Below are 6,900 nucleotides of genomic sequence, written 5' to 3' on the forward strand. Positions count from 1 at the left end.
GGCGACCGGGCCCGGGCCTTACCACACCCCCAGCTTGTCCGCCTAGGCCCAGCTGGGCCTCATCATGACATTGACGTCTCCTCCCCGGCTTGAAGGCCGGGAATTCCTACCGTGCCACTCACGCGGCACCTCGGAGGGTTCCTGCTTCACGGCCAACAGCCGGGACAGGTCCCGGGCTTACCTCGGCTCCACAGGCGTTTAGGGTGTCCGCCCGCCCGGCGGCCAGCATGCGTCGTCCCTCGAACAGAATGTTCCGGGCCGCGTTGACGTCCCGGGCTTGCCGCGTTCCGCAGGACGGGCAGGTCCACTCCCGGACCGCCAGTGGTTTCGGCCCGTCCTTCCTCCCGCAGGCCGAGCAGACCTGCGACGACGGGAAGAACCTGCCCACCTTCACCACGGCCCGGCCCCGGCGGGCAGCCTTCTGCTCGATCAGACCGACCAGCATCGCCCAGCCCGCGTCGTGCACCAATCGGGCCAGCCTTGTCCGAGCCAGACCCGCCACGGCCAGATCCTCGACACAGACCGTTTGGTTTTCGCGGACCAGCCGACCGGCCACCTTGTGATGATGATCGCGATGGGTCTCCCGCACCTTCCGATGCCCGACCGCCACCCGCCGGACCGCCTTGCGACGGTTTGCCGAGCCCTTCCGCTTACGGGCCAGATCCTTCTGCGCCCGGGCAAGCCTGCGCTGCTTCGACCGCAGAGGGCGCGGATTCGCGACCACCTCACCCGTCGACAGCGTCACCAACCGGTCCAACCCGAGATCGACACCGACCTCGGTATCCACCGCAGGAAAAGACACATCGTCAACCTCGACGACGAACGACACGTAGAACCGGCCGTCCGCCTCCCGGATCACCGTCGCGCTCGAGGGAACCGACGGCAACGGACGCGACCACTCCAACCGCAGGTCGCCGACCTTCTCGACCCGCACACCCCGGCCGGTGACACCGAAGCCGTTGCGGGTGAGCCGGACCGACTGCCGGGCGTCCTTACGCGACCGGAAACGTGGATGGCCCACCTTCCGGCCCTTCCGCTTCCCGGACAGCGAGTCGAACCAGTTCCGCAACGCCCGCCGCGCATCCTGGCAGGCCTGGACCAGCACCACCGAGGACACCTCACTGAGCCACGCCCGGTCCTCGGTCTGCTTGGCGAGGGTGACCACCCGCCGCTGCACCTCGGTGTCGGAGATCTTCTCCCCGGCGGCGCGCGCCTCGTCCCGAACCCGCAGCGCGTCGTTGTAGACGACGCGGGCACAGCCGAACGTGCGCGCAAGTATCTGTTCCTGGCCCGGGCTCGGGTAGGCGCGGTAGCGGTACCGCACGGTCGGCATGCCACCCATCATACTTGGTCTGTGATCGACCGTGACGATTACCGTCATGGCAGACATGTGGTTTCGGCCCTGCACGTGCATTTGGTCTTCGTGACGAAGTACCGGCGCGGCGTGCTCAACGCGGCGATGCTCAACCGTTACGGGCAGATCATGCGGGACGTGTGCGACGACGTCGGCGCGAGGCTCGCCGCGTTCACCGGCCGGGTGAACCGGCACAGCCTGCGCGGCCACTTCTGGTCGCCGTCGTACTTCGCCGTAGCGGCCGGTGGCGCGCCGCTGCCGGTGCTACGCGAGTACATCGAAGGCCAGCGCCGCCCGGCGTGAACACGCAAGCCCCGCACTGAAGGACGGGCTTGCGCACCACGTTTTTCAGGTCATCGGTCCACGCCCGACATGTGCCAGAACGGCAACGGCACAACGGTGGCCGCGCCGACGGGCCGTCGGCGACCGGCGGACTCGGCGTCGGCGCGGCTCGGGGTGCTCGAGGTAGGCCAGTTCTCGGTCAGGGATCAAAGATCAAAGATCAGGGATGCGACGCTGACGCCAGACGGTGGGGTCAGTCAGACGGTGGGATCAGATGGCCTCCCCGATGCGATGGACCCGCATCATGTTGGTCATGCCGGCCACGCCCGGCGGCGTCCCGGCGACGACGACCACCAGTTCACCCGGCTTGCATCGGCCAATATGGAAGAGGGCGCTGTCGACCTGGCGGACCATCTCGTCCGTGCTGTCCGCGAACGGCACAAGGAAGGTTTCCACGCCCCAGAAGAGCGCCATCTGGTTGCGAACCGCCGGAATCGGCGTGAAGGCCAGCACCGGGACCTCTGTACGGTACCGGGCGAGTCGCCGGGCCGTGTCACCACTGAGGGTGTGGGCCACGAGATAACGGGCGCCGACCGCGGCTCCTACCGACGCGGCGGCCTGGGCGAGTGCCCCCCCGAGCGTGCGTGGTTCGGTCCGCAGGGGCGGTATCCGGCCGAGGTCGGCCTCGGCGGTCTCGATGATGCGCGCCATGGTGGCCGCGGCCTCGATGGGGTAGGCACCGACGCTCGTCTCGGCCGACAGCATGATCGCGTCAGCGCCGTCCAGGACGGCGTTGGCGCAGTCACTGGCCTCGGCACGGGTCGGCCGCGGCGCGCTGACCATGGACTCGAGCACCTGGGTCGCGACGATCACCGGCTTGGCCCGCTCCCGGGCCTGGCTGACGGCGCGCTTCTGCACGAGCGGCACGTCCTCGAGCGGCAGCTCGACCCCGAGATCGCCACGGGCGATCATCAGACCATCGAACGCCTCGATGATCTCGTCGAGTTCAGCGACCGCCTGCGGCTTCTCGATCTTGGCGTGGACCGGGACCCGGATCCCCACCTCATCCATGATCGCATGCACCGCCGCGGCGTCCACGGCACTCCGGACGAAGGACAAGGCGACCATGTCCACCCCGAGGTTGAGGGCGAACCGCAGGTCAGCGGCGTCCTTCTCGGTGAGCGCCGGGACGGTGAGCGCGGCGTTGGGAATGTTCATCCCCTTGTGGTCGCTCACCGGCCCGCCAATGACGACCGTGGTGTGGACGTCGGTGTCGGTCACCCCGTCGATCTGGAGGACCAGGCGGCCGTCGTCAACCAGGACGCGATCCCCGGCCGCGACGTCGCCCGGCAGGCCCGGGTAGGTCGTGCCGACCTGATGCTGATCGCCGGGAACATCGCGGATCGTGACGGTGAACCGCTGACCGGGCAGCAGGGTGACCCCGCCGTCGGCGAAGCTCCCCAGCCGGATTTTCGGTCCCTGGAGGTCGGCGAGCGTGCCGACGCTGCGGCCGGCCGCCTCCGCGGCCTCGCGCACCCGCGCGTACGTGACGGCATGCTGTTCGTGTGTTCCGTGGGAGAAGTTTAGTCGGGCAATGTCCATTCCCGCGTCGACGAGAGCCCGGACCTTCTCTGGCGAGCTGGTCGCGGGGCCGAGGGTACAAACAATCTTGGCTCTACGGGGCACACCCAGAGCCTAAGTACTGATCGTCGGTCATTGCACACGGGGGCCACCAGGAGACGCGTGCGGCGGCCCGAGAAGTAGTCAGATCAGGCGTATCCGTTATATGCTGCGCGTGGTCACGCAGCGGCGTACCGTTCATATCGTCCGCGCCACACCCCTGTCGGTCGACGCGCGTGATACGGGAAAGACGGCAAGGGCGCCGGACGTTCCTGGGATCCGCTCCCTCGGATGCGGAAGTCGGTAGGGCACGATCGAGTCCCCCGGAGCCGGTATGAAACAAAATCCCGCCATCCACCGCCAATCGTCCGGCGACATCGACATCGCCGTCGCCGACGTCATGGCTCCCGCCGAGACCAGCGTTGTCGCCTCGGAGGTGCACGCCGGCGGGAGCTCCCCCACGACCGCACCGCTTCGTCCGGCCGAGCCCGGGTCTTAGTGTCGCCACGACGGGCGGCCGTGGTCCGCGGCCTTCCCGCCGCGGACCACGGCCGGTCGCCGCCCACCTGTCGGGTCGGCACGACGCCGGCCGCCCGAACGTGGCGCGCCCGGGTGTGGCCCAGGAGTCAGACCCCGACCGGTGGGGCACTGGCCCCTTCGGCCCACCCCGCCTCAGCACCGACGGCCGGGGCCGGGGCAAACTGGGTCCGGTACAGCTCGGCATAGAGCCCGCCGCGGGCCAGCAGCTCCTCATGGGTCCCGCTCTGCACGATCCGCCCGTCGTCGACCACCAGAATGCGGTCGGCGTCGCGCACCGTGGACAGCCGGTGCGCGATGACCAGGGATGTCCGTCCCACCAGCGCGGCGGTCAGCGCCTGCTGCACGCCGGCCTCGGACTCGCTGTCGAGATGCGCGGTGGCCTCGTCCAGCACGACGATGCCCGGTTCGCGCAGCAGCAGCCGGGCGATGGCCAGCCGCTGCTTCTCCCCGCCGGACAGGCGGTAGCCCCGGTCACCGACGACCGTGTCCAGGCCGTCCGGCAGGGAGCGCACGAGCAGCCCGATCCGCGCCGCGCCCAGAGCGGTCCACATCTGCTCGTCCGAGGCGTCCGCCCGGGCGAAGGCCAGGTTCGCGCGGATGGTGTCGTGGAACAGATGCGCGTCCTGGGTGACCACACCGACGGCGGACCGCAGGGACCGAAGGGTGAGATCGCGGACGTCGTGCCCGCCGATGCGTACCGACCCCGACCGCACGTCATACATGCGCGGAACGAGCTGGCTGATCGTCGTCTTGCCCGCTCCGGACGGGCCGACCAACGCGATCACCTGCCCCGGCTCGACCCGGAAGGTGACATCGTGCAACACCGGCGTGGGCACCCGCGGGTCGAGTACGGCGACCGACTCCAGCGACGCCAGGGAGACCTCGCCGGCGGCCGGATAACGGAAATCTACATGATCGAACTCGATGGTCGTCGCGCCGGCCGGCAGATCGACGGCGCCCGGCCGGTCGGCGATCGCTGGCTCCAGATCGAGCACCTCGAAGACCCGCTCGAAGGACACCAGCGCCGTCATGACGTCGACGTGCACGTTGGAGAGCTGGGTGAGCGGCCCGTACAGCCGTCCGAGATAGGCCGTGAGCGCGACCAGGGTGCCGACCTCCAGGCTGCCCTGGGCAGCGAACCGACCGCCTATCCCGTAGACGATCGCGGTCGCAAGCGAGGCGACCAGGGTGAGCGAGACGAAGAATATGCGGCCGTACATGGCCTGGGTCACCCCGATGTCACGCACCCGCCCGGCCCGAACGCGGAAGTTCTCGTCCTCCCGTTCCGCCGAACCATACAGTTGCGCGAGCATCGCTCCGGACACGTTGAATCGTTCCGTCATCGTCGTGTTCATCTCGGCGTTCAACCCGTAGCTCTCCCGGGTCAGCCTGGCCAGGCGGGGCGCCAACAAGCGGGCCGGAATAATAAATACCGGCAGCAACACGAGCGACACGAGGGTGATTCGCCAGGACAGCACCAGCATCGCGGCGAGCACGAATCCGGCGGACAGGACATTCGACAGCACCGACGACAGCGTGTTGGTGAACGCCGACTGCGCGCCGAGCACGTCGTTGTTCAACCGGCTGATGAGCGCCCCGGTCTGGGTCCGGGTGAAGAAGGCGAGCGGCTGGCGCTGCACGTGCCGGAACACCTGGCTGCGCATCTCGTAGATCAGACCCTCGCCGATCCGGGCCGAGAACCAGCGCTGCGCGAGCGACAGACCGGCGTCCAGGAACGCCAGGCCCGCGACGACCGCGGCGAGCGCCTGCACCAGCCCCACCCGGTGGCGCACGATGCCGTCATCGATGATCGTTTTGAGGATCAGCGGAACAACCGCACCGACAGCCGAGCTGAACACGATGAGCGCGAGAAAGTAGGCGAGCTGCCGCCGATGGGGACGGGCGAAGGCGACGATCCTGCGCAGGGTACCGGGCCGCAGCGAGGTCCGGGTGACCGAACGGTCCTGTTGGAAGGTACGTGTCGTAGACCAACCATCCATTCCCGGTCGCATCAGCCCTCCTGGCGGCGGCGCTTACTGTGTTACGTAGTGCTTACTACGTAACGATGTAAGCAGGAATTGCGGACGGGCATTCCCGCGGCGGGTGCGGCTCGTCAGGCGTGCTGGCTGCAGCTTGGCACGGCACGGAGCGAAACGGAGGCCGAAGCGGGAGACAGCCGGTACGGAGCCGGCGCAGGAGCCGGTCGGGGCTGCCGGTCACCCCGCCGCGGGGTCGTCACCGGCAGCGGAGCGGGCGGTGACGACGCGTTCCCAGGCCTCGTCCTCGGCCCGCTCGTCGAGACGGTCGGAGCGGGTGGCGGGACGGGAGCGCCGCACGCCGCGCATCAGCGCCTTCACCTCGGCCGCGATGTCGCGGGGAACCGCGAGGAGCGCCGCGACCAGCACGCCGACCTGCTCGTCCAGCAGCTCACGCGGCAGGACCCGCTGGGCCAGCCCGATCCTGGCCGCTTCGTCGGCGGCGAGCTCGCGGCCGGTCAGGCAGAGGTCCAGGGCATTCGCGTAGCCGAGGAGCTCGACCAGCCGACCCATGGCACCGGCCGCGGGCAGGAGGCCGTCACGCGCCCAGGTCAGCCGGAAGCGCGCATCCTCGGCGAGAACCTGCAGGTCGCAGGCGACCGTCACCGCGAGACCGAGGTCGCCGACCGTCGTGTCCACGACGGCCACACTGATCAGGTCGGACCGATCGGAGACCCGCCCCATCGCGTCGCGCCATGCGCGATATCCCGCGGCCGGGGACAACTGCCCCACGGCGTCCGCGGGCCCTTCCTCGCCCACTCGGGGTGCGGGGTCGGTAAGGTCAGCGGCCGGTGGGGGGCGATGACCCATCCGGACAACCAGGACCCGGACCTCACCGGTCAACCGCCGCAGTTCGCCGGCCAGCGTCGACGCGAGAGCCGGGAACGAGCCGGCCCCGCCGGTATCACCGGGATCCGTCATCCAGATCGTGACGAGAGGCCCGGCGACCCGCACGTGCAGTCCGGCCGCCGCCGCCGCTACAGCGGCGGCGGGGACCGCCATGATCAGGCGCTTTTCTTCTTGGTGCCCCGGGTCGCACCACCCCGGCCGCGCAGGGTCGTACCGGAC

General features: G+C 69.5%; 6 protein-coding genes. 2 read left to right on the forward strand and 4 right to left on the reverse strand.

The genetic code is table 11. The annotated features are described in order from the left end of the window. Positions 1 to 118: 118 nt before the first annotated feature. Positions 119 to 1,333, reverse strand: coding sequence for an RNA-guided endonuclease InsQ/TnpB family protein (locus AC08OP_RS15800; protein WP_476614897.1), 1,215 nt, complete (start codon positions 1,331 to 1,333; stop codon positions 119 to 121). Positions 1,334 to 1,354: 21 nt separating this feature from the next. Here AC08OP_RS15800 and AC08OP_RS15805 point away from each other — a divergent pair, with 21 nt between their 5' ends. Then, entirely contained in the window at positions 1,355 to 1,657 is a 303-nt protein-coding gene (locus tag AC08OP_RS15805; RefSeq protein WP_476614898.1) for a transposase, read from the forward strand. A 249-nt stretch (positions 1,658 to 1,906) separates the two neighbouring features. Here the strand turns inward: AC08OP_RS15805 and pyk are convergent, their stop codons facing one another. Beyond that, complete coding sequence (gene pyk / locus AC08OP_RS15810; protein ID WP_476599666.1) at positions 1,907 to 3,322, reverse strand: pyruvate kinase; 1,416 nt, start codon at positions 3,320 to 3,322, stop codon at positions 1,907 to 1,909. Positions 3,323 to 3,590: 268 nt separating this feature from the next. Between pyk and AC08OP_RS15815 the strand changes: the two genes are divergently transcribed. After that, positions 3,591 to 3,755, forward strand: a complete 165-nt coding sequence (locus tag AC08OP_RS15815) for a hypothetical protein (RefSeq protein WP_476614899.1) — start codon at positions 3,591 to 3,593, stop codon at positions 3,753 to 3,755. A 127-nt stretch (positions 3,756 to 3,882) separates the two neighbouring features. Here AC08OP_RS15815 and AC08OP_RS15820 read toward each other — a convergent pair whose 3' ends face one another. Then, the gene (locus AC08OP_RS15820; protein WP_476614900.1) at positions 3,883 to 5,808 is read right to left on the reverse strand and encodes an ABC transporter ATP-binding protein; all 1,926 of its coding nucleotides are present in this window, start codon (positions 5,806 to 5,808) and stop codon (positions 3,883 to 3,885) included. Between the two features lie 204 nt (positions 5,809 to 6,012). Beyond that, positions 6,013 to 6,900: enoyl-CoA hydratase/isomerase family protein (locus AC08OP_RS15825; protein ID WP_476614901.1), on the reverse strand; the 888-nt coding region annotated here is incomplete at its 5' end.

It is taken from the genome of Frankia sp. CeRuru1 (assembly GCF_977966315.1).